General features: G+C 60.1%; 24 protein-coding genes. 10 read left to right on the forward strand and 14 right to left on the reverse strand.

Annotated elements, in window-relative coordinates; translation table 11 throughout:
- Positions 1 to 5 precede the first annotated feature (5 nt).
- The 11 genes from AZ34_RS18430 to AZ34_RS14430 all read right to left on the reverse strand — a co-directional run bounded on the left by AZ34_RS18430 (position 6) and on the right by AZ34_RS14430 (position 8,984).
- A complete protein-coding gene (locus AZ34_RS18430; protein WP_155831833.1) occupies positions 6 to 413 on the reverse strand; it encodes a hypothetical protein in 408 nt (135 codons plus the stop codon).
- 117 nt (positions 414 to 530) lie between these two features.
- A complete protein-coding gene (locus AZ34_RS14385) occupies positions 531 to 827 on the reverse strand; it encodes a CopK family periplasmic copper-binding protein (RefSeq protein ID WP_035609291.1) in 297 nt (98 codons plus the stop codon).
- Between the two features lie 306 nt (positions 828 to 1,133).
- A complete protein-coding gene (locus tag AZ34_RS18075) occupies positions 1,134 to 1,379 on the reverse strand; it encodes a DUF2933 domain-containing protein (protein WP_081767235.1) in 246 nt (81 codons plus the stop codon).
- A complete protein-coding gene (locus AZ34_RS14390) occupies positions 1,376 to 1,648 on the reverse strand; it encodes an SHOCT domain-containing protein (RefSeq protein ID WP_231495541.1) in 273 nt (90 codons plus the stop codon). The genes AZ34_RS18075 and AZ34_RS14390 overlap by 4 nt, the downstream gene beginning before the upstream one ends.
- Positions 1,649 to 1,664: 16 nt before the next feature.
- Positions 1,665 to 2,201: a hypothetical protein gene (locus AZ34_RS14395; RefSeq protein WP_035611823.1), complete on the reverse strand. Its 537-nt coding sequence runs from the start codon at positions 2,199 to 2,201 to the stop codon at positions 1,665 to 1,667.
- 232 nt (positions 2,202 to 2,433) lie between these two features.
- Positions 2,434 to 4,824 (reverse strand): heavy metal translocating P-type ATPase, encoded by a 2,391-nt coding sequence (locus AZ34_RS14400; RefSeq protein ID WP_051509880.1) that lies wholly within the window; start codon positions 4,822 to 4,824, stop codon positions 2,434 to 2,436.
- Positions 4,825 to 4,934: 110 nt separating this feature from the next.
- Complete coding sequence (locus tag AZ34_RS14410) at positions 4,935 to 5,276, reverse strand: copper-binding protein (RefSeq protein ID WP_035609298.1); 342 nt, start codon at positions 5,274 to 5,276, stop codon at positions 4,935 to 4,937.
- Positions 5,277 to 5,333: 57 nt separating this feature from the next.
- Complete coding sequence (locus AZ34_RS14415; protein WP_035609300.1) at positions 5,334 to 5,828, reverse strand: cupredoxin domain-containing protein; 495 nt, start codon at positions 5,826 to 5,828, stop codon at positions 5,334 to 5,336.
- A 32-nt stretch (positions 5,829 to 5,860) separates the two neighbouring features.
- Positions 5,861 to 7,273 carry a multicopper oxidase family protein gene (locus AZ34_RS14420; protein ID WP_035609303.1) on the reverse strand — a complete coding sequence of 471 codons (1,413 nt, stop codon included), beginning with the start codon at positions 7,271 to 7,273 and terminating at the stop codon, positions 5,861 to 5,863.
- A gap of 14 nt (positions 7,274 to 7,287) precedes the next feature.
- Positions 7,288 to 8,721 carry a TolC family protein gene (locus AZ34_RS14425; RefSeq protein ID WP_035609306.1) on the reverse strand — a complete coding sequence of 478 codons (1,434 nt, stop codon included), beginning with the start codon at positions 8,719 to 8,721 and terminating at the stop codon, positions 7,288 to 7,290.
- On the reverse strand, positions 8,718 to 8,984 hold the full coding sequence (locus AZ34_RS14430; RefSeq protein ID WP_231495542.1) for a hypothetical protein: 267 nt from the start codon (positions 8,982 to 8,984) through the stop codon (positions 8,718 to 8,720). The genes AZ34_RS14425 and AZ34_RS14430 overlap by 4 nt, the downstream gene beginning before the upstream one ends.
- A 211-nt stretch (positions 8,985 to 9,195) precedes the next feature.
- On the opposite strand from AZ34_RS14430, the gene AZ34_RS14435 reads away from it, so the two are divergent.
- The 3 genes from AZ34_RS14435 (at position 9,196) to AZ34_RS14445 (ending at position 12,298) form a co-directional block, all read left to right on the forward strand.
- Positions 9,196 to 9,879 (forward strand): heavy metal response regulator transcription factor, encoded by a 684-nt coding sequence (locus AZ34_RS14435; protein ID WP_035611825.1) that lies wholly within the window; start codon positions 9,196 to 9,198, stop codon positions 9,877 to 9,879.
- Positions 9,880 to 11,259, forward strand: coding sequence for a heavy metal sensor histidine kinase (locus tag AZ34_RS14440; protein ID WP_035609311.1), 1,380 nt, complete (start codon positions 9,880 to 9,882; stop codon positions 11,257 to 11,259).
- Between the two features lie 64 nt (positions 11,260 to 11,323).
- On the forward strand, positions 11,324 to 12,298 hold the full coding sequence (locus AZ34_RS14445; RefSeq protein WP_035609314.1) for an IS5 family transposase: 975 nt from the start codon (positions 11,324 to 11,326) through the stop codon (positions 12,296 to 12,298).
- A 994-nt stretch (positions 12,299 to 13,292) separates the two neighbouring features.
- On the opposite strand, the gene AZ34_RS14450 is transcribed toward AZ34_RS14445, so the two are convergent.
- The gene (locus AZ34_RS14450; protein WP_035609317.1) at positions 13,293 to 14,204 is read right to left on the reverse strand and encodes a LysR family transcriptional regulator; all 912 of its coding nucleotides are present in this window, start codon (positions 14,202 to 14,204) and stop codon (positions 13,293 to 13,295) included.
- A 98-nt stretch (positions 14,205 to 14,302) separates the two neighbouring features.
- On the opposite strand from AZ34_RS14450, the gene AZ34_RS14455 reads away from it, so the two are divergent.
- The 7 genes from AZ34_RS14455 to nhaA all read left to right on the forward strand — a co-directional run bounded on the left by AZ34_RS14455 (position 14,303) and on the right by nhaA (position 19,522).
- Positions 14,303 to 14,635: a nuclear transport factor 2 family protein gene (locus AZ34_RS14455; protein WP_035609320.1), complete on the forward strand. Its 333-nt coding sequence runs from the start codon at positions 14,303 to 14,305 to the stop codon at positions 14,633 to 14,635.
- Positions 14,632 to 15,414 carry an SDR family oxidoreductase gene (locus AZ34_RS14460; RefSeq protein ID WP_035609321.1) on the forward strand — a complete coding sequence of 261 codons (783 nt, stop codon included), beginning with the start codon at positions 14,632 to 14,634 and terminating at the stop codon, positions 15,412 to 15,414. The genes AZ34_RS14455 and AZ34_RS14460 overlap by 4 nt, the downstream gene beginning before the upstream one ends.
- 348 nt (positions 15,415 to 15,762) lie before the next feature.
- Positions 15,763 to 17,046, forward strand: a complete 1,284-nt coding sequence (locus AZ34_RS18950) for a methyl-accepting chemotaxis protein (RefSeq protein WP_035609323.1) — start codon at positions 15,763 to 15,765, stop codon at positions 17,044 to 17,046.
- A 49-nt stretch (positions 17,047 to 17,095) separates the two neighbouring features.
- Positions 17,096 to 17,572, forward strand: coding sequence for a hypothetical protein (locus AZ34_RS14470; protein ID WP_035609325.1), 477 nt, complete (start codon positions 17,096 to 17,098; stop codon positions 17,570 to 17,572).
- Between the two features lie 34 nt (positions 17,573 to 17,606).
- Positions 17,607 to 17,948, forward strand: a complete 342-nt coding sequence (locus tag AZ34_RS14475; RefSeq protein ID WP_035609328.1) for a single-stranded DNA-binding protein — start codon at positions 17,607 to 17,609, stop codon at positions 17,946 to 17,948.
- A gap of 64 nt (positions 17,949 to 18,012) precedes the next feature.
- Entirely contained in the window at positions 18,013 to 18,138 is a 126-nt protein-coding gene (locus tag AZ34_RS18955) for a hypothetical protein (protein ID WP_269320448.1), read from the forward strand.
- A 43-nt stretch (positions 18,139 to 18,181) separates the two neighbouring features.
- A complete protein-coding gene (gene nhaA / locus AZ34_RS14480; protein ID WP_035609330.1) occupies positions 18,182 to 19,522 on the forward strand; it encodes a Na+/H+ antiporter NhaA in 1,341 nt (446 codons plus the stop codon).
- Positions 19,523 to 19,548: 26 nt separating this feature from the next.
- On the opposite strand, the gene AZ34_RS14485 is transcribed toward nhaA, so the two are convergent.
- Both AZ34_RS14485 and AZ34_RS14490 read right to left on the reverse strand, forming a co-directional pair.
- Positions 19,549 to 19,785 (reverse strand): DUF2789 family protein, encoded by a 237-nt coding sequence (locus AZ34_RS14485; RefSeq protein WP_035609333.1) that lies wholly within the window; start codon positions 19,783 to 19,785, stop codon positions 19,549 to 19,551.
- Positions 19,782 to 19,940, reverse strand: coding sequence for a DUF3309 family protein (locus AZ34_RS14490; RefSeq protein ID WP_035611827.1), 159 nt, complete (start codon positions 19,938 to 19,940; stop codon positions 19,782 to 19,784). Before AZ34_RS14490 ends, AZ34_RS14485 begins: the two co-directional genes overlap by 4 nt.
- Positions 19,941 to 20,057: the final 117 nt, after the last annotated feature.

The following is a 20,057-nucleotide window of genomic DNA, read 5'->3' on the forward strand; positions in this document are numbered from 1 at the left end:
GTGGGTCAAATGCGCAGGCGGCCAGTGCGCCACAAGGGCGGTGGTGCTGCGAGGGGATGCAGGAGGGGTTCGGATCGCTGGGGCGCCCAGATGGTTTCCATCAGCGCAAAAGGCTGCGCCAAGGGCAACAGTGCCAGAGCAAGCTGGAAATCCGGTGCATGGGCTGAGCCTGCAGCCTGACTCTCCTGATCGCAGTGTTTGATGCAAAGCACCGGTGTGGTCATTTCAACCACCATGTCTTCCATGCCTCCGCATGGCATGCCGGCCATTTCCTGCCCATGTGCGGCCACAGCAGATGCCTGGCCTTCACTGCTGTTCCACAGTGGACACGCATATGCCGAAATCGCCAGCTGGGAAAACACGATCCCCAGCAGCGCGATCCAAGCATAGAGTGAGCGGCGGAATACTCTCATCAGTCGCAAGATTTTAGTGTTTGAGCAGCTTCTCGCAATAGCCTCAAGTTGTCTGCTGAAGTTTGGAACGCCCGCAGCCTGCCGTTGACAAGCCTCAGGCGTCACCATACCTCCGGGTCAAGAACCCTCATGCCCCAGCAGAATCAGGCTGTTCAGGCGTGCCACTTCGTTGCTCGTGGCCGTGATCTTCTGCCCATCAGTGGTTTCGAGAACCTGTCCCTTCTTCAAGAAAGCGGCACGGCCATACGCGTCTTCCAGGGCCATCTTGCCGTCCTTGAAAACGTACAGGGTACCGCCGTCCTTGAGGCGATACAGCTTGTCCGCGCTGGCGCTGGCCGCATCGTGCGCGAAAGCTGGGAGGGTAGCGACAGCCAGGACACCAGCGGCGATGAAGGTGGTGAGAGTGGTTTTCATGTCAGATCCTTTCGAGAAGATGAAGAAAACACCTTGACGGCGCTTTGTGCAATGCACAGTACGTATTCTGGAAAGGAGGTGCTGACAGAAAGATGAGGCGGCGATTACAAGCGCGCAAGCTGGCGTAAATGCAGCGTAACGTCGGACGAGCAAGCAAGATCGACGTAACCGGAATGGAAGGCAGCAGCAAGGACCGCCGTACATCCTCGATTTAACGTGCCGCACATGGAGCACAGGCAAGCATTGCCTGCTCAAAAGACAAGAAGATGGCCGTGAAAATGACGCGTCACGGCACACGACCCAGGTTCAAGAATCTTTCTTTGCTCGGGAATGATCGTGGCTGGAGCCATGACCTCCATGTCCATGAAGCAGATGCATGAGCGGGCACAGCATGAGCAGCAGATAAGGCCACCAGCCCAGCAGGTGCCCCCAATGCTCTCGCAGGAGATAGAACGCCGCAATCACGGCGGCAGCTGTCCATGCCAAGATTGCAGGCCGTCGCCACACTGACACGCTCTGCTCGTTCGAATGCTTGTGTTCAAAGGGATTCATGTCTTATCACTCCTAAGACTGGACTCATTGCCCTTGGTCTTGCCGGCATCACGCTCTAGCAATGCCTTCGCCTGCTCGTATGCCTCGGGGCTCAGTTCGCCTTTGGCAAAGCGTCGCTGCAGGATTTCCAGTGGGGACTCTCTCGTTGACCGCCCGGAGCGTCCTGCTGGTGAGCGTGCAGCGTAGACGAACGCCACCACCAGGACAAGCCAGAACAGCCACCAGAAGGCGTGCATGCCACCCATGTAGTAACCGTGATCGAAGAACATGGCAATGTATCCTTTCTTACCTGGGTGACGAGGCTGGCATGCGGTCCATCATCATCTGCATCATCTCCATGCGCTTTTCCATCATGGTGTGGCGCTGCATCATGCCGGCCATCATCTGCGGCCTCATCGCCGGTGCTGCCGACGCTGCATTGGCGTCAGGTGCGACTGGCGGTGCGTTCGAGGCGCTGCTTGGCATGCCAGCACCGCCACCCATCATCATGCCGATACCCCCCATCCCGCCCATGGACAGCCCCTGCATCTGGCTCATCATTCTCATGCTCTCCTGCATGGTTTTCTGATGCTCGATCATCAGGGCCTGTCGCTCTTGCGGGGTCTTGGCAGCGGCCAGCTTATGGCTCATATCGCGCATACGCTGCAGCTGCGTGTCCATGGCCGACATCTGCTGCTCGGCCGTGCGAGGGGCCGGCGAGGCGGTGGCGGGTGCAGCCCCGCCCGGATGGTGCTGTTCATGTTCCGCCGCGGTCTGCGCCGATGCAGCCAGAGAAGCCATTGCGATGAGCAGAGTAACCGGTAGTGATTGCAAAACCTTCATGATCAAACCCTTTCGTGGCTGGTGCCGGCAAGTTCTGCCGGATATGGCGCCATCTCCGTGTCCCGATGACGTGTGATGCGCATGCTATATCTCTACTTTAGGTTTTTAAAGACGCCCTGAAGATGACGGCGAGATTACAAATCTGTCAGGAAGAGTGCTTGGCCCCTCGCGCGATCTGCGGACAAGTTCCCAAACGAAGGGATCAAGATGCTCAGTCGTGAAAATTCAGGTCCTAACGAAGCCGTAGTGCGTTTCCGATCACCGACACCGAACTCAGACTCATCGCCAGAGCAGCGATCAGCGGCGAAAGCAGCCATCCGGTCAACGGGAACAACACGCCTGCAGCTACGGGAATACCCAAGGCGTTGTAGATGAAAGCGAACACGAGGTTTTGCTTCATGTTGCTGACGGTTGACTCGGACAAGGCGCGAGCGATCGCAATGCCTCGCAGGTCACCCTTGACCAGCGTGAGTTGGGCGCTGTTCATGGCGACATCGGTGCCCGTTCCCATGGCAATGCCGACATCGGCCTTAGCCAGGGCCGGAGCGTCGTTGATCCCGTCACCCGCCATGGCCACGACACGTCCTTCCCGCTGCAGCTTCTCAACCAACAGCAGTTTGTCGGCGGGCTTGACCTCTCCATGCACCTCATCAATACCCAGTCGAGCGCCGACGGACCTGGCCGTGGTCAAGCCATCCCCCGTGGCCATGATGATGCGCAAGCCCGCTGCCTTGAGCGTCTCCAGGGCCTCGGGGGTGCTGGCCTTGATCGGGTCAGAGACCGCCAGCAGGCCGGCCAACTGGCCGTCAACGGCCAGATACATCACGCTCGCGCCTTCTGTGCGCAAGGCCTCAGCCCGCGTGGTCAGGGGCATCGTTGAGACCCGCATTTGCTCCATCAACGCCGTATTGCCCAAGGCAAGCTTGCGTCCTGTCACCAAGCCGCTCACGCCGATCCCGGAGCTGGACTCAAACTGCTCCGGCTTGTCCAGAACCAACTGACGTGCCCGCGCAGCCTGAACGATTGCGTCCGCCAGGGGGTGTTCGCTGCCCTGGTCCAGACTGGCGGCCAGACGCAATACCTCGTCCTCGGTGTACCCTTGGGTGGCGACCGCACGATTGAAGGCCGGGCGCCCTTCTGTCAAGGTGCCGGTCTTGTCGATGATCAGCGTATCTACCTTACGCAGATGCTCAATGGCAGCCGCATCACGGAACAGGATGCCTTTGTTCGCGCCCCGCCCAGTCGCCACCATGATGGACATGGGCGTGGCCAGACCCAGGGCACAAGGGCAGGCGATGATGAGAACAGCCACGGCGTTGATCAGGCCATACACCCAGCGCGGCTCGGGCCCCCACAGGCCCCAAACCAGCAATGTCAGCAAGGCAATGAAGACCACCACCACCACAAAATATCCTGCGACGATATCGGCCATGCGCTGCATGGGTGCCTTGGAGCGCTGGGCCTGAGCCACCATCTGCACGATCTGCGCCAGCATGGTTGCAGCCCCGACCCGCTCGGATCGCATCACCAGTGCGCCACTGGCATTCAGCGTCGCTCCAATGATCTTGTCCCCCATGCGCTTGGTCACGGGCAAGGGCTCCCCGGTCAGCATGGATTCATCCACGGCGCTGCTGCCCTCGGTCACCACCCCATCGACGGGTACCTTCTCCCCGGGACGCACCCGCAGCAGATCGCCCACATGCACGTGCGTGATCGGCACATCCTCTTCCGTTCCATCTTCTCGGATACGGCGCGCTGTCTTCGGAGCCAGTCCGAGCAGGGATTTGATTGCTGCTGAGGTTTGCGACCTGGCCTTGAGCTCCAGTACCTGACCCAACAGCGTCAGGGAAATGATGACCACCGCGGCCTCGTAGTAGACAGCAATGCGCCCCATCGACAGGAAGGAGTCGGGGAATACGTTGGGGGCAACCGTGGCCACCATGCTGTAGACAAAGGCCGCCCCCGTTCCGAGCCCGATCAGCGTCCACATATTGGGGCTGCGGTGCACGACAGACTGCCAGCCTCTTTCGAAAAATGGCCAGCCCGCCCACAGAATGACAGGCATGGACAGAATCAGTTCGATCCATGTCTGAGTACGTGTCTCAAACCAATGGAACTGGTGGCCGAACATGGCCAACACCGTGACGATGACGGTCAGAGGCAGGGTCCACCAGAAGCGGCGCTGGAAGTCGCGCAGCTCCGGGTTTTCCTCTTCTTCAAGCTCGGGGATCAGGGGCTCCAGCGTCATGCCGCACTTGGGGCAGTTGCCAGGCAGACTTTGCCTGATCTCGGGATGCATTGGGCAGGTGTAGATGGTTCCCGACGGGGGTGTCATCGCATCGGCCGTGAGGGCTGGGGGAACAGATAACGCCGTGTGCTTCGGATCTTGGTGAAGATGATCCGATCCGCTCTTGTGCTGGGCTGGATGGTCGATGTACCGAGCCGGATCAGCGATGAAATTGGACTTGCAGTTCACACTGCAAAAATAGTACAAGCGCCTTGCCTGCTCACTATGGTGCTCAGATCGCTGGCTCACCTTCATGCCGCAGACCGGGTCATGGAGATCACCCTTGGACTCGGTACCGTCTGCGTGATGATCGTGGGCGTGATGTTCGTGCGCCATGGCTCGTTCTCCCATCTGTTTGATATTTCAGCACAAACAGCCTCCGCCCGCAGTCTGCTGACGGAGGCGCTGGATGCCTTTTGCCGACCAATGCCAGCATTGATCAATGCCTAAGGCGCAGGCCTGATCTCGGTCACGAAAAACTTGCCCGACTCCTGGACGACCATGAATTCGACTTTTTCACCCAGCTTCAGATTTGACAGGATGCTCTTGTCCTTGGCGGTGAACACCATGGTCATGCCGGGCATGTCCAGGTGCTTGATCTCACCGTGCTTGATGGTGACTTTGCCAGCATCAAGATCCACTTTGCGGACTTCACCCTGGGTCATCGAAGCCGCCATGGGGGCTCCCATCTTGTTGTGGTCCATGGCCATTTGGGCCATGCTGCTCATGGGAAGCGCGACTCCCATCGACAGGGCAGAGATGGCAAGAATGCGTTTGAGTGACTTCATGTTTTCCTCGCAGATAAAGACCTAGGGCAACGGATGAGTTTTGCGGACAGGCGCTGCTCAGCGCTTGCCCACCTTGACGGCGCCCTTCATGCCAGCTTCGTAGTGACCCGGCATCAGGCAGGCAAAGTGCACGGTGCCTGCTTTGGTGAACTGCCAAATGATCTCGCCTTGCTTGCCGGGTGCCAACGTCACCTTGCCGGGCTCATCGTGCTCCATGTCCGGGAACTTCTTCATCTGCTCCAGGTGCTCCAGCAGCTCTTTCTCGGTGCCCAGGCTCATCTCGTGCTTGACCTTGCCGACGTTCTTCACGACAAAGCGCAGCGTCTCGCCTTGCTTGACCTGAACATCTGCCGGGCTGTAGCGCATGTTGTCGCTCATCTCGATCGTGACGGTACGACTGACCCGCGCCGCCACGCCAGGTTTGCCGATGGCCGTTTCCTCGTCTCCGTGACCATGCCCCCCTCCATGGTTGCCGCCTGCAAAAGCACCGATTGAGGCCGACAAGGCGACGAATGTGGTGAGTTTTCGAATGAGCGAGACGTTAAATTTCATGGTGTTCTCCTGGGTTGGGTTGGGTTGGGGTGTCAATGACCTGTGTGTGAGCTCGGCTTGCGAACCTTGACCTCGGTGGCCTTGGCTGGCTGTTGGACGCGTGGCATGGACTGGCCGCCCTCCGACTTGAAACGTGCCGGCTCAGCCAAGGGAGCGGTGTATTCATGCGCGACGGTGCCTTCGGGGTGCTTGAACCAGCCCGGATCCTTGTAGTCCCCAGGTTTCTGGTCTTTGCGTACTTTGACCACGCTGAACATGCCGCCCATTTCCACCGATCCAAAGGGACCTTGCCCGGTCATCATGGGGGCGGTGTTGTCAGGAATGGGCATTTCCATCTCAGTCATGTCGGCCATGCCGCGCTCGCCCATCACCATGTAGTCCGGGATCAGGCTGTTGATCTTCTTGGCAATATCGCGGTGATCCACGCCAATCAGCGTCGGAACGTCATGGCCCATGGCATTCATGGTGTGGTGGCTCTTGTGGCAATGGAAAGCCCAGTCTCCCTCTTCGTCTGCCAGGAACTCGATTTGCCGCATTTGGCCGACGGCCACATCGGTTGTCACCTCATACCAGCGCGTGCTCTTGGGTGTGGGGCCGCCATCGGTTCCTGTGACCAGGAATTCATGCCCGTGCAGATGGATGGGGTGGTTCGTCATCGTCAGATTGCCGATGCGGATACGCACCTTGTCGTTCAGGCGCACGTTCAAGCTGTCGATGCCCGGGAAGATCCGGCTGTTCCAGCTCCACAGATTGAAATCCAGCATGGTCATGATCTTGGGTGTGTAGCTGCCCGGATCAATGTCATAGGCGTTGAGCAGAAAGCAGAAGTCCCGCTGGACCTCATCGATCAGAGGATTCCTGTCCTTGGGATGTGTGACCCAAAAGCCCATCATGCCCATGGCCATCTGCGTCATTTCATCGGCATGCGGGTGGTACATGAACGTTCCAGGCCGGCGCGCGACAAACTCGTAGACAAAAGTCTTGCCTGCGGGAATCGCGGGCTGGTTCAGACCCGCCACACCATCCATGCCGTTGGGCAAACGCTGCCCGTGCCAGTGCACACTGGTGTGCTCTGGAAGCTTGTTGGTAACGAAGATGCGCACGCGATCACCTTCGACTACCTCGATCGTTGGTCCCGGGCTCTGACCGTTGTAGCCCCAGAGATGGGCCTTGAACCCAGGCGCCATTTCTCGCACCACGGGCTCGGCGACCAAATGAAACTCTTTGACGCCGTTGTTCATGCGCCAGGGCAGGGTCCAGCCGTTGAGCGTCACCACCGGGTTATAGGGACGTCCACTGTTGGGGATGAGGGGGGCCATGGTATCCGGACGGGTCTGAATCACGGGCTCAGGCAAGGCGGCCATGGCGACGCGGCTCACGGCACTTGCGGCAACCGCACCACCGGCAATACCGGCGAACTTGAAAAATTCTCTTCTGGAATTCATCGGATATCCTTGAATCAGTGTCCTGCACCGCCGCCGGCGGGCGCATCGGGCATCGCTGTCAGTGTGGTGTTGATCGGTCGGCCGATCAGGGAGGCCTGAAGCGCAGCGTCCGCCAACCAGAACTGCTGTTCGGAGTTGATGGCGGTCATGACCGTGGCGATCTGATCACGCGCGTCGGCCAGCAGCTCGAAGATGCCGATGATCATTCCGTTGTAACGCAGCTGGTTCTCTTCTGCGATGACCTTGCGCAGTGGCACCACCTCGTCTCGGCTATGGCGTGCGATGTCATAGGCCGTGCGGTAGGCAGAGTAGCTTTCGCGCAGACTCGACCCGGCTGATCGGACGGTGGCGTCCAACTGATTGGCGGCGGCCAAGGTACGGGCACTCATGGCATCGCGTTGCATGCCGCCCCAATCGAAGATCGGTAGGCGAACGTCGATTTCGTACCCACGTGCAACGCTACGTTCCCCCGCGACGTTGTCAGTGCTGGTGTTGCGCCGGGCGGTCAGTTCGATATCGGTGAAGCTGGTAACCATGTTCAAGCCTTGCGCCCGGGCCGAAGCGGCCAGCGTGGTCTGGGCAAGCCGGATGTCGAGGCGATTGCGTGTGGCAAACGTGCCGACAGTCTGGGGATCGACGGCCTGCTTCGGCAGTTCTGGCAGGCGATCAGGGAGTTTGAGCATCTGCGCCTGTTGCACATCCAGACCGAGAAGCCGGACGAGTTCTTCGCGGGTCGCCGTCACCTGGTGGGTGGCAGTTGCCAACCGAGTCCCGGCATCTGCGTAGAACGCCTGCTCACGCGCTCGGGTGAGGCGATTGAAGTTACCAATCGCCTGCATTCTGCGGGCCAGTTCGGCACTGGCGGCGGCACTGTCGTACACCTGCCTGGCGTACTGCAGGGACTGTTGCGCAGCTACCGCGCGAACCCAGGCCTGGCGCACGCGGGTGACCTGGTCAACCACGTCGCCAGTCAGCCGGAGTTGAGCCACCTCAATGCGCCGGGTGGCGATCCCCTGACGGCCGGGCAGCGTCAGAATGTCCAGCAGACCGAAGGAGAGCGCACGGCCCAGCTCCAGTTCATCACCTGCCACCATGCGTTCCAGCGAGAAGATGGGGTTTGCAATTCTCCCAATCTGCGCCGCATCTGCGGATTCAGCCCAGCCCTGGGCCAGAAGCGCCTGCAGCGACGGGCTGTTGAGCAGAGCCAGCTGGACGGCCTCCCGCTGGCCCAAAAGTGTTTGAAGCAACTTCTGGGTTGCCTCAGCTCGCTGCTGACGCTCATCGGCTGTACGCGCCAGAGACAACTGGCCTTCAGTGAAGCTCTTGGCTTCCTCGTTCACCCGGTCTAAGTTTTGCTCGACGCTCACGCTGGCGCAACCGGAGAGAATGGCCAAAGACATGGCGGACAGAACCAACTTGCCCCGGGAGGTACTCAAAAGGCGTTTCATTGTTTGCCACCTCCATGGTGACCCGAGTGGGGGTCGGGGGCGTCGGAAGCGTCCTTGACGGCCTCGCCCGTGGCAATTTCCTTGGCATAACTACGCCAGCCACCAATGCGGCCCACCCTGTCGTTGGCCTCGGACCAGGACTGGATGGTCTGGTCTGTATAGGGCTGGAAGTCACTGAGCGCGGACTTGTACTCCACTTGAACGGCAGGAATGTTCTGGGATGGGTCAGCCGTGGTTTGTGCTGCGGCTACCCCAGCAAACATGACTAAGCTGATGGGCAGCCATGCCTGGGTTAGTAAACGGTGGGGTTGGACGGGCATGCTTTCCTCGATCTGAATATCAACATTCGCGGATCGGATTCTGCGGATCCCAGGTCGTCAGATTGCTGTCGAACGGATTACATTTTTGTAATCTTGAGGCCGCCCTGTCTGGAAGTTGCCACACTACGGGCCAGCGATGGAGTGGAAACAGCCCGTGAAAATTCTGATTGTTGAAGACGAAAGCAAGACCGGCGAGTACCTGCGTCAAGGTCTGAGTGAGGCCGGTTTTGTGGTCGACCTCGCCCAGGATGGCGCCGATGGCCTGCATCTCGCCCTGCAGGGTGATCATGCCCTCGTTATCCTGGATGTCATGTTGCCCAGCCTGGATGGATGGCAGGTGTTGAAGACACTGCGCAAGCGCGGCCTGCAGATGCCGGTTCTGTTCCTGACGGCGCGTGATCAGGTGGAAGATCGGGTCAAAGGACTTGAGCTGGGCGCGGATGATTACCTGGTCAAGCCTTTCTCTTTCTCCGAACTCCTGGCCCGGGTGCGAACGATCCTGCGCCGCGGCCGAAACAGCACAGACCCCACCACGCTCCGTGTAGCCGATCTTGAACTCGACCTGCTGCGTCGAAGAGTTTCACGGGATGGCCAACGCATCGATCTCACGGCCAAGGAATTCGGCCTGCTGGAACTTCTGATGCGGCGCCAGGGCGAGGTCTTGCCCCGTTCCCTGATTGCCTCGCAGGTCTGGGACATGAATTTCGATAGCGACACCAATGTCATCGAAGTGGCGATGCGACGACTGCGTGTCAAGATCGACGAAGGGCGCACCGTCAAGCTGATCCAGACTGTCCGTGGCATGGGGTATGTGCTGGAAGCCCCGGAGGAAAGCTAGATGTTCCAGTCTCTTTCCCTGACCAGCCGACTCACGATTTTCTTCACGCTGGTCGCCGCTGTCGTTGTCTTGGGCCTCGGCGCGATTCTGCACATCGCGACCGAGAGACACTTTGTCGAGTTGGATCACATGGCTTTGAAAGACAAGCGACATCTGATTGAGGAAATTCTCGAAAGCTCTCGCAGCGTTGAGGACAGTACCCGGAGGCTGAGCGAAGCGCTGGGCAGTCACCATGGGCTTTTTGCACTCATCACCGACGGACAAGGCAAGGTCATTTTCCGCTCAGAGGGCTTTCGCCCTCCGCAATCCACAGATCAGAAACTCAATTCTTACGGGGCTGAGTCCTATCTGTATTGGCGCGATGCGCAGCAGGAGTTTCATGGCCAGACCTTCCAGGTCATGCCAGCCTACAGGCCCTCGGTTGCGGCGCAGGTCATGGTAGCTCTGGATTCGGAGCACCATACGCAATTCATGTCTGAGCTGCGGCAGACACTTTTGATTTATGCCATGTTAGCGACCATGGTCAGCGGCTTACTGGGTTGGTTGGCCGCGCACCATGGCATGGCCCCGTTGAGGGCCATGAAATCGCGAGCTTCCAATGTGACAGGACAAAAGCTGAATCAGCGTATGTCTGTTGACGCCGTACCTGTCGAAATGGCTGACCTCGCTCATGAGCTCAATCAGATGCTCGACAGATTGCAGAAAGACTTTCAACGCCTGTCGGATTTTTCTTCTGACTTGGCGCATGAGCTACGCACTCCGATCAGCAATCTGATGACACAAACCCAGGTCGCACTGTCCAGTCGCCGGAATGCAGAGACCTACCGAGACATTCTGGCCTCCAACGCCGAAGAGTTTCAACGTCTGGCCAAGATGGTCTCCGACATGCTGTTCTTGGCCAAGACAGAGCGCGGCGTCGACTTGCCGCACAAAGAGAGCTTCTTGGCTGCCCAGGAAGTTCAGACCTTGATCGAGTTTTATGACGCGGTTGCCGACGAAAAGGATATTCAACTGGAGCTCCGGGGAGATGGCGAAATCGTCGGTGACCGATTGATGTTCCGCAGAGCCGTGAGCAATCTGCTTTCCAATGCGCTGCGACACGCAGACCGAGGGACGTCCGTGGTGATTGGCATAACCCAGATCGACGGATATACCCAAGTAGAGGTGAGCAATACGGGTGATGAGATCGACCCGAACGCCTTACCACGGTTGTTTGACCGTTTTTACCGAGCCGCTCCTGCTCGCAATCGACCTGAGACAGAAGGTGCAGGGTTGGGCCTATCGATAACCCGTGCGATAGTCGAAGCTCATGGCGGGCATGTCCTGGCGCACTCGTCTTCCCGAAGCACAAAGTTTGTAATGAATTTTCCGCTTAGCTAAGGAACGTCTGAACAAGAGCACGATTCTTGCGTGGTGATCTGAATCGGTCAATGGAGCAAGAGCGATGAACCAGATCAGTTTCGCTGACGCCGAGCAGGCGGGCAAGAGGAAGACGACGCGGCGCGAGGTGTTTCTGGCCGAGATGGAACTGGTGGTGCCGTGGAAGGCCTTGCTCAAGGTGATCGAGCCGCACTACCCGGTGGCAGGCCGCGGGCGGCGCCCCTACGCGCTGGAATCGATGCTACGGGTACACCTGATGCAGAACTGGTTCACCCTGAGCGATCCAGCGATGGAGGAGGCCCTGTACGAGATCGCCTCCATGCGTGCGTTCGCTGGACTGGACCTTCAAGCGATCCCCGATGAGACGACGATCCTGAACTTTCGCCATCTGCTCGAAGCGAGTGATTTGGCAGAGGACATCTTCAAGCAGGTCAACGCGCACCTGGCGCGCAAGGGCCTGCTGCTCAAGAAGGGCTCGATCGTGGACGCCACGATCATCGCGGCGCCGAGTTCGACGAAGAATGCCGAGGGGGAGCGGGACGCGGAGATGCACCAGACGAAGAAAGGCAATCAATGGCACTTTGGGATGAAGGCGCACATCGGGGTGGATGCGAACTCTGGGCTGGTGCACACGGTGACGACGACGGCAGCCAACGAGGCGGACGTGGAGCAAGTGGCTGATCTGCTGCACGGCAAGGAGGAGCAGGTGTGGGCGGACTCGGGCTACCGGGGTGCGCCGGCGAGAGTGCCGCATGTGCAGTGGCACATTGCAGCGCGGCCCAGTGACATGGCCAAGCTGCCCGAGGGCAGGCGCAAGACCAAAGCAAAGAAGCAAGAGCACTGCAAGGCCAGTGTGCGGGCCAAGGTGGAGCACCCGTTTCGGGTAATCAAATGCCAGTTCGGTTTAACCAAGGTGAGATTCAAGGGTCTGGCCAAAAACACGGCGCACGTGATCACGCTGTTTGCGCTGTCCAATCTGTGGATGGCGCGCAAGAAGCTGATGGAGATGATGGGAGTCGACCGTGTGCAGGGGGCGTAGGCTCTCGCAGAAGGTGCCAGATGGCACCGCAGCGGCTTTCGACCCGCTGGCTCTGCTGGATCACTTGGCTTGGTAGATCGCCAACGGCCATCGTTTTATGACTTGATCATACGTTCCCTAACGAGCGGTGTCGGCTTCTCGGCATGGGGATTGATGACCACGCCGCGATACTCGACCACTTTCTGGGATGAGCGTGCTCGGCAAGAATCAATGCACCCTCCGGCACAGTTATGCTTCCCACTGCGGAATATTTATGGTTCCGGCGACAGCTTTTGTCGCTGGAACCATAACTGTTCCGCTTCGGAACGCTTATGCTTCTTTTTGGGCCGGAACGGTTTTGCTTCCGGCGATTTTGGCTCTTCGCCAGAATTCGCTGACCAGCATGGCATGAACTGCGTCAGACAGAAAATCCCTGTAATTCAATCGCTTAGGTGCTGATGCTCTTCCCGAGCACACTTGTGACCACGTCTCTCCAGGGCTTCAAATCGGCTCTTTTTCGGCACGGTTATGGCTCCAAGCGGAACGGAATTGCTTCCTCCCGACTGCCAGGAGGATGGCCCACAAGACAGACCACACTTACCCCAGATGGTGTGCGAAGCGATTGCATAGATTGCCGGCCGCTTATGGCTGGCAGTGGAAGTTCACCAAGAACCGATTTGCAGCTCGTCAGCACCAGGGAGGGAGTTCAAGCGGCTGCGCGCAGCACTGCCGCCCATCCGGACCGCATGGATGTAGATCATGGTCGTCGCGACATCGGCGTGCCCGAGTCATTTCTGCACGGTACGGACGTCGCTTTTCGTGATTGGGGCGCATCGCCCTGTGGTCTGCAGTCCTATATCATCAAGCTGCTCGTTGCGCCCATCACACGATAAATGAACCAAGGCTCCCTGACCAACCAAAGTGGCCGGACGCGGGGACACCCAGCAGAAGCTTCACTTGGCTAGGGTGGGAAGGCGGTAAATTGCCGCCCTCAGCAGTTCCTTGTCGGTAAAGGTCAGGCATCGCCGAACGGCGCCCGGTCCAACATGCAGTCGATAAACGAGCCCAGCAGCGCAGGGCGATGGTGCCGGTTGGAGTAGTACAGGAATACGCCCGGACGAGTAATCGTCCAGTCAGGCAGGATCTGTACAAGACGCCCCTGCTTGAGCAGTTCGCCGACCTGATCCACCTCGAAGTGGTAGGCAATACCTAGACCGTTGACCGCTGCCGCCACGCCGATGTCGGCATCGTTGGTGACGACAGGCCCATCGACGGCTATCTCGTGCCGCTTGCCGCGCTTCTCGAACTCCCACCGGTAGAACCTCCCATCCATCTGGAGTCGCCAGTTGATGCATGCGTGGTCGCGCAAATCGGTGGGCGTCTTGGGCGTGCCGTGGCGGGCCAGGTAGTCCGGAGAAGCAACGGCCATCATCTTCATGTCTGGTGACAGACGGACGGCAATCATGTCCTTCTTGAGCTGACCACCGACCCGTATCCCGGCGTCGAAGCGGCCTGCCACGATGTCCGCCAGTGCGTCGTCCACCACGATATCCAGCACCACGTCAGGGTGCACCTGATGGAAGCGCTGCAGTCTTGGCGCAATGAGCGTTCTTGCGGCTATCCCGAGGGTGTTGATCCGCAAAGTTCCACGGATCTGCCCGGTGGCGTCGCTTGCCTCGGCCACCGCGTTGGCCATTTCACGGAACAGCGGCGCCACGCGCGAATAGAGCTGCTCACCGCTTGCGGACGGGGCGACGCTTCTTGTCGTGCGATTCAACAGGCGCGCACCGATGCGGCTTTCCAGTTGTCGGATGGTCTGGCTCAACGCCGACGGTGACAAGCCCAGATGCTCCGCCGCGCGGGCAAAGCTTTGCCTTTCAACGACGGCGATGAAGGCTTTGAGCTCGGCAAAGTCGGACCCTCTCATTATGTACTCTTTTCTACATAGTCCATTCGAATTCTAAGAGATTCTCAAAATTACTGTGCGGGCGCATCCTTCGATCCGTCCCAACCAAGGAGCACACCATGCCCTATTCATTAACTCTCCCTGACCCGATCGCCGCGTATTTCGTGGCAGACACGCAAGGCCCTGACCAGGTCGCGCAATGCTTCACCCCGAAGGCCGTGGTGACTGACGACGGTCACATCTACACCGGTCGCGACGCGATCCGGGCGTGGAAGATGGCGGCCGACGCCAAGTACACCTGCACGACCGAGCCCTTTTCCCTGGAGCTGATTGAAGGCGTTCACGCAGTGAAGGCCCACGTGGCCGGCAATTTCAAGGGCAGCCCGCTCGATATGAAGTTCTTCTTCCGCCTCGAGCGAGGTCTGATTGCAAACATGGAGGTGACGGTATGAGCTTCGATCTTCAACTGAACGGCCTGCGGGCCGTTGTCACTGGCGGAACCTTGGGCCTCGGCGCCGCGGTTGTCCGCGCTCTGGTGGATGCAGGCGCGCGCGTGGCGACTTCCGCTCGCAAAGCACCGCAAGCGCCGGTCGAAGGTGTGTCGTACATCCTTGCCGACTTGACGACGGCTGCTGGCGTGAAAACCCTGGCCGACTCCGTTCTCAAGGAGTGGGGTGGCGTCGACCTCCTGATCAACGTGCTTGGCGGCTCCCATGCCCCCACTGGCGGCTTCGCCGCACTCACCGACGACCACTGGCTCTCCGAGCTGAGTTTGAACCTCCTGCCGGCCGTTCGCTTGGACCGTGAACTTGTGCCGTCGATGCTCGCGCAAGGCTCCGGTGTGGTCATCCATGTCAGCTCGATTCAGCGTGTTCTGCCGCTGCCCGATGCGACCACCGCCTATGCTGCTTCCAAGGGGGCACTGACGACATACAGCAAGGCCTTGTCACGTGAAATCACACCCAAGGGTGTTCGCGTGCTGAGCGTCGCGCCAGGCTGGATCATGACCGAGGCTTCCGAGGTATTCGCGAAGCGTGTAGGCGCCGATGCCGGCACCGACTACGAGGGCGGCAAGAAGATCATCATGGATGCCCTTGGTGGCATCCCCGTAGGCAGGGCGGCCACGCCGCGGGAAGTTGCCGATTTGATCGTGTTCCTGGCGTCGCCCCGCTCGGCATCCTCCGCAGGCTTCGAGTACCGCATTGATGGCGGCACCGTCTCGACGCTATAAGCGCTACCTCGAGGCGCCAGAGCGGCATTGAGGCCACAACTCATCACCACCTGGCCCTCGGACGCGCCCGACGCTGGACACGCAACGATGACCTGGCGCTTGAGTTCTGCATCGTGACGCCGGCGAAAGACCGGCTTGGCGCGCCTGACATGGTGCCCACCTCATACATCTGGTGGGCACCCACCTGCGATCCACGTCTTGAAACCGGGAACATCAGCCACCGGTTTAATCGCAATTCCACAATTACTGCGCCGAATATGGCTTTCCCTGATTTTGCTCGTCCATTTCATCTCTTTTTTCCTGACAGAGAGTGAGATAAGCTGAGACCAACAAACCACCGGAGCTCGCATGCTGTTTCAGTTCATCCGTCAAAGAAATGAAGCCTCCGCCACGGGCCGCGCGATAGACCTCTCAACAGCCATCGTCAATTTGGGGCCTGACGGCAAGGTCCTTTCCGCCAATGCCTTGTTTGGCAATATCTTTGGGTTCAGCCCGGCTGAACTCAAGGGCAAGCACCATTCGGAGCTTTGCTACCCGGACTACGCCACCAGTTCGGAGTACCAGCAGTTCTGGCGCAAGTTGCGCGCCGGGGAGTCCTTCGGCGGCCTCTTCAAGCGGCGCCGGCGTGATGGCAGCACGGTCTGGCTGCGCGCAACCTACACCCCTGTCAAGAACAGGCGCGGCGAGGTGGTCCGGGTCGTCAAGCTCGCCTATGACGTGACCCAGCAGACCAATGAGCGCATGGAAACCTCGGCTGTGATGACGGCCATCAACCGCTCCATGGCGCTCATCGCGTTCGACACACAGGGCTACGTTCGGCGAGTCAACGAGAACTTCCTCAAGGCCATGGGTTACCGGGAGGCCGATGTCCTTGGTCAGCACCACAGCATGTTCTGCCGCCGGGACTACGTCTCCAGCCCCCAATATGCGGCTTTCTGGGACGACCTGCGTCGAGGGGTCTATCACCAGGGGCAGATTGAACGGGTCACCCGCTCGGGCGCGCCCATCTGGTTGACTGCGAGCTATAACCCCATCGAGTCAGAGGATGGCGAAGTCATCGGCGTGGTCAAGCTTGCAACGGACATCACGGCCAGCGTGCTCGAAAGCCAGGCCCGCCAGGAGGGCGTGAACAAAGCGTACACCGTGGCGCTGCAGACGCAGGAGCTTTCGTCGCGGAGTTCTGAAACCGTCGAACAGGTCGTGCAGCGCATTCAGTCCACGGCGCAGTCCATCGAGGGCTCTTCCAAGGAAGTGACCGCCCTGGGCGAACAGACCCGGAGCATCGTCAATGCGGTGGACGCCATACGTCGGGTGGCCGATCAGACCAACCTGCTGGCGCTCAATGCCGCCGTGGAGGCCGCGCGCGCCGGCGAGCAGGGCCGCGGCTTTGCAGTGGTGGCTGGGGAGGTGCGCTCGCTGGCTGCCAGCAGCAAGGAAGCCACCCAAAGCATCGTCAGCGTCATCGCTGCGGTGGAGCGACAGGTCTCGGGCTTGACCGTGGCCATGAAATCCAGCATTGAGGCGGTGAACGACAGCGTGGGACTGGCTGCTGAGGCAGTCCAGCACATCCAGCGCATCAAGGCGGACTCGGGCGAAGTCGTGAGCGCCGTCCAGGCTCTGCGTACTGAGTAGCGCCCTGGGGGCGCAGAGGTCATCAGCCGAGCACAGCTACCATTCGGCCATGACCCAAGACACCCAAGACCCGATACACGAAAGCCGTGTGTGGAGCGATGCGCAGTGGACCGCACGCGTCATCAAGAACGATGACGACGATGGCTGGGCCGTGGCCATGTACCTGAATGGCGAAGCCGAGCCGGCCTTGGTCGGCCCCTGGACCATGGGACGCGACAAGAAGAACCCCAAACCGCTGGACACCGCAGCCTTCAACACCCTGGTGAAAACCGCCAAGGAGGTGGTCCGCCGTTCCGAGCAGCAACGCCATGCCGAGCTCAACAGGAACATCACCGTGGCTTTTGACGGGCGGCGCATCCGGGTCGAGTTGGCCATCGTTCCAGACGACGAAGGCGCTACCGCGACCTTGCGCGCCGTAGACGAGTTCGACGAGGAGTTGGCCCGTGTTCCGGTGCCACCCACCTTCAAGCTGAACGTGGACAGCGCGCAGGCCTGGATGGCCTCCGGTTTCGAGAGGCCACGTTGATGCTCATCGCGGATGCAGACGGAAAGGCGCTTGCATGATCAACGGATTGATCGCGGGTTGCCTGATGGGCGACGCCTCCCGGCGCGTCGACAAAATGGGCCGTTCCTACACCGTGGCCCGGGTGCTGGCCCGCAACCGAGACGACGAGGAGTTCATCGTCAACGTCATCGCCTTCGATGCGGCGTCCTGCGCGACCCTGCTCGCGCTCGGCGACGGCGAGGCGCTCAGCCTTGCGGGTTCGCTCACGCCCAAGGTGTGGACCGACAAGCAAGGCAACCCCCGCCCCAGCCTGGACATGGTGGCCACCCAGGTGCTGACGGCGTACCACGCGAACCACAAGCAGGCCGCTCCGGGAATGCCCGACGGCGGGCCATGATGAGGCGCTCCACGCTCAGCCCCTGGCTTTTGTGACGCGGCGTTTTGCAGTGCACTGCGTGGGCATGTCACTCAAGTCACCGGTGATCGACGTGCACCTGTTCTGGCATCAGCGCTACCCGATGGACCTGGCCCATGCGTGGCTGCACAAGCCGGCCCATGAAATGGTCCGCAAGGACAAGGTAGTCTGAATGGCCTTTGACAGACTGTCCAAGCTGCTATGCTGGGCCAGTCATGCCCGACCCTCAATCCGAACCGCAGGCATCTGTCCAATTGCCCCGGGAACTGATAGACCGGGTGGCGCCTGCGTTCGTCAGGTTTCTGCACATCGAAGCCGCGGGCGGCGCCGTTCTGATGCTGTTCACCATCGCGGCGCTGGTGCTGTCCAACTCGCCGTGGTCCGATGCTTTTCTCGGCATCTGGGAGAAGCGGATCGAGTTTCGGATCGATGAGATCGAATTCGGCCGTTCCCTGCGAGGGTGGATCAACGATGGCCTGATGACGCTCTTTTTCTTTCTCGTTGCGCTCGAGCTCAAACGGGAAATCACGCTGGGCGAGATGCGTAACCCGCGCATGGCCGCGCTGTCGGTGGCCGCGGCCTTGGGCGGCATGCTCGCTCCCGCGGCCCTTTATCTGGCGATCCAATGGGGACAACCCGGCCAGCATGGCTGGGGCATCGTGATGGCGACCGACACCGCGTTTGTCATTGCCTGTCTCGCATTGCTCGGCACGCGCATTCCACACAGCCTGCGCGTGTTCATGTTGTTCCTGGCCATCGTTGATGACATCGGCGCCATCCTGGTCGTCGCCATCGGATACAGCCATCACCTGGATTGGCGCATGCTGGCGCTGGCTGCTCTGTTCATCGGCGTGTTGCGCATCCTCGCGAGCATCGGGATACGAAGCCTCCCCATCTATGTCTTCGTGGGTGTGGCCACCTGGTTCGCCATCGACGCGTCAGGGCTCCATGCCACGGTCACGGGAGTGATCCTCGGGCTAATGACGCCCGCCAGGCGTTGGGTCAGTGACAGCCGCCTGTATTCCATCCTGAACCAGGTGATCGCTCACCCCGCGAACAGTCAGGGCAGTGGCGACACCCGCGACAGGAAGACCTTGCAGACCGCCGAGACCGCTGCACGCGAATCGTTGTCACCGGTTGAACGGCTTGAAATGACGCTGCACCCGTGGGTCAACTTCTGCATCATGCCCATCTTCGCCCTTGCCAACGCCGGCTTGGACCTGTCTTGGTGGAACGCGGGACAACCCGTCGCAGTCGCCGTGTTTCTGGGATTCACCGTGGGCAAGCCGACGGGCATTCTGCTCTTCAGTTGGCTGGCCCTGCGCACCGGGCTCGCCGTCCGCCCGCCGGACCTGAACTGGCGGGCCATGGCGGGTGGCAGCTTGCTGGCGGGCATCGGCTTCACCATGGCGCTGTTCATCGCCAGCCTGGCCCTAGACGGAGCCTTGATGGAAAGCGCGAAGATCGGCATCTTCATGGCTTCGCTGTTCTCGGCGGCCGCCGGCTTGGCCTTGCTTTTCCAGATGCCACGCCAGCCGGCCAGCCAGCTTAAATGACTGTTCTTGCGAACGGCATACCGGCCCTATGGCTGGATGGCACGCAAGGCAAGGTTGAGCTGGTCCACCACGCCACACCAGTCCGCGTCATCCTGGAGCTTTTCGCGCAACAGCGCGGCCTGGGATGGTGACCAGAAGATGGCGTCCTCAATCCGGATGTTGCCGTGCAAGGGTGCATGGCAGCGGATGAACGCCGCGATGGCAGGCGCATCGCGCGCCAGACCCAACTGCTCGAACAGTTCGCCGTACTGGCGGAAGGTCACAAGCGGCCCAGGAGCACCAGCACCAGCACCACAAGGACAACCACGCCCAAACTCACGCTAGGCGCATACCCCCAGGTCTGACTGTGCGGCCAGGTCGGGATGACCCCCACCAGCATCAGGATGAGGATGATCAGCAGCACGGTTCCCAGACTCATGACGTTCTCCATTTCGTTGCCCAGACCCAGCATAGGCATGCCGCCGTGGTGGCTCTGTGCGTCTGCACGCATAAGCCTCGCGGAAACGTCCATAACACCGTACAGGCTCAGGGCCGC

Source organism: Hylemonella gracilis str. Niagara R, assembly GCF_000600295.1.
Classification (GTDB): Bacteria; Pseudomonadota; Gammaproteobacteria; order Burkholderiales; family Burkholderiaceae_C; genus Hylemonella; species Hylemonella gracilis_A.

Excerpts from the sequence above, each read along its gene's own strand:
- AZ34_RS14385 (WP_035609291.1), bottom strand. The coding sequence starts at position 827 with ATGAAAACCACTCTCACCACCTTCATCGCCGCTGGTGTCCTGGCTGTC.
- AZ34_RS18075 (WP_081767235.1), bottom strand. The coding sequence starts at position 1,379 with ATGAATCCCTTTGAACACAAGCATTCGAACGAGCAGAGCGTGTCAGTG.
- nhaA (WP_035609330.1), top strand. The coding sequence starts at position 18,182 with ATGCCCGACCCTCAATCCGAACCGCAGGCATCTGTCCAATTGCCCCGG.
- AZ34_RS18955 (WP_269320448.1), top strand. The coding sequence starts at position 18,013 with ATGTCACTCAAGTCACCGGTGATCGACGTGCACCTGTTCTGGCATCAG.
- AZ34_RS14475 (WP_035609328.1), top strand. The coding sequence starts at position 17,607 with ATGATCAACGGATTGATCGCGGGTTGCCTGATGGGCGACGCCTCCCGG.
- AZ34_RS14420 (WP_035609303.1), bottom strand. The coding sequence starts at position 7,273 with ATGAATTCCAGAAGAGAATTTTTCAAGTTCGCCGGTATTGCCGGTGGT.
- AZ34_RS14440 (WP_035609311.1), top strand. The coding sequence starts at position 9,880 with ATGTTCCAGTCTCTTTCCCTGACCAGCCGACTCACGATTTTCTTCACG.
- AZ34_RS14455 (WP_035609320.1), top strand. The coding sequence starts at position 14,303 with ATGCCCTATTCATTAACTCTCCCTGACCCGATCGCCGCGTATTTCGTG.
- AZ34_RS14425 (WP_035609306.1), bottom strand. The coding sequence starts at position 8,721 with ATGAAACGCCTTTTGAGTACCTCCCGGGGCAAGTTGGTTCTGTCCGCC.
- AZ34_RS14390 (WP_231495541.1), bottom strand. The coding sequence starts at position 1,648 with ATGTTCTTCGATCACGGTTACTACATGGGTGGCATGCACGCCTTCTGG.
- AZ34_RS14490 (WP_035611827.1), bottom strand. The coding sequence starts at position 19,940 with ATGAGTCTGGGAACCGTGCTGCTGATCATCCTCATCCTGATGCTGGTG.
- AZ34_RS18950 (WP_035609323.1), top strand. The coding sequence starts at position 15,763 with ATGCTGTTTCAGTTCATCCGTCAAAGAAATGAAGCCTCCGCCACGGGC.
- AZ34_RS14395 (WP_035611823.1), bottom strand. The coding sequence starts at position 2,201 with ATGAAGGTTTTGCAATCACTACCGGTTACTCTGCTCATCGCAATGGCT.
- AZ34_RS14460 (WP_035609321.1), top strand. The coding sequence starts at position 14,632 with ATGAGCTTCGATCTTCAACTGAACGGCCTGCGGGCCGTTGTCACTGGC.
- AZ34_RS14445 (WP_035609314.1), top strand. The coding sequence starts at position 11,324 with ATGAACCAGATCAGTTTCGCTGACGCCGAGCAGGCGGGCAAGAGGAAG.
- AZ34_RS14410 (WP_035609298.1), bottom strand. The coding sequence starts at position 5,276 with ATGAAGTCACTCAAACGCATTCTTGCCATCTCTGCCCTGTCGATGGGA.
- AZ34_RS14400 (WP_051509880.1), bottom strand. The coding sequence starts at position 4,824 with ATGGCGCACGAACATCACGCCCACGATCATCACGCAGACGGTACCGAG.
- AZ34_RS14415 (WP_035609300.1), bottom strand. The coding sequence starts at position 5,828 with ATGAAATTTAACGTCTCGCTCATTCGAAAACTCACCACATTCGTCGCC.
- AZ34_RS14470 (WP_035609325.1), top strand. The coding sequence starts at position 17,096 with ATGACCCAAGACACCCAAGACCCGATACACGAAAGCCGTGTGTGGAGC.
- AZ34_RS14450 (WP_035609317.1), bottom strand. The coding sequence starts at position 14,204 with ATGAGAGGGTCCGACTTTGCCGAGCTCAAAGCCTTCATCGCCGTCGTT.
- AZ34_RS14430 (WP_231495542.1), bottom strand. The coding sequence starts at position 8,984 with ATGTTTGCTGGGGTAGCCGCAGCACAAACCACGGCTGACCCATCCCAG.
- AZ34_RS18430 (WP_155831833.1), bottom strand. The coding sequence starts at position 413 with ATGAGAGTATTCCGCCGCTCACTCTATGCTTGGATCGCGCTGCTGGGG.